Raw genomic sequence first — 389 nt, 5'->3', positions numbered from 1 at the left:
GACCGCCGATCCCACCTACCGGGATGGCCGCTTTGTTGACAAGCCGACCGCGGGCCTTCGTGCGATGGGACGCGTTTACGCCGGTTGGGCGATGTCGCATGAATTCTATCGCGAGGAGCTCTGGCGCGCGGCCGGCTTCGACTCGCTGGAAGGCTACCTCGCAGGCTCGTGGGACGGTGCCTTCGCGCGGCGCGACGCCAATGACCTGCTGGCGCAGATCGCGATCTGGCAGGCCGGCGACATCAGCCGCTGCGACGAATTCGGCGGTGACTTCGATCGCGCGCTGGCGGCGATCAAGGCGCATGTCCTGCTGCTGCCGGGACGTACCGACCGCTATTTCGACCCGCGCGACAACGAGGATGAGCTCAGCCGCCTGGTCAATGCGCGCT

General features: G+C 67.1%; 1 pseudogene. It reads left to right on the top strand.

The window, feature by feature from the left end:
- Positions 1–91: 91 nt before the first annotated feature.
- Positions 92–389, top strand: a pseudogene (locus tag GO615_RS28435) (hypothetical protein); the annotation flags it as partial.

Origin of the sequence: Aromatoleum evansii (assembly GCF_012910805.1) — a bacterium.
In the GTDB taxonomy this organism is placed as follows: Bacteria; Pseudomonadota; Gammaproteobacteria; order Burkholderiales; family Rhodocyclaceae; genus Aromatoleum; species Aromatoleum evansii.
The sequence above is the reverse complement of the archived record's forward strand: the minus strand, read 5'-3'. Positions and strand labels throughout refer to the sequence as shown.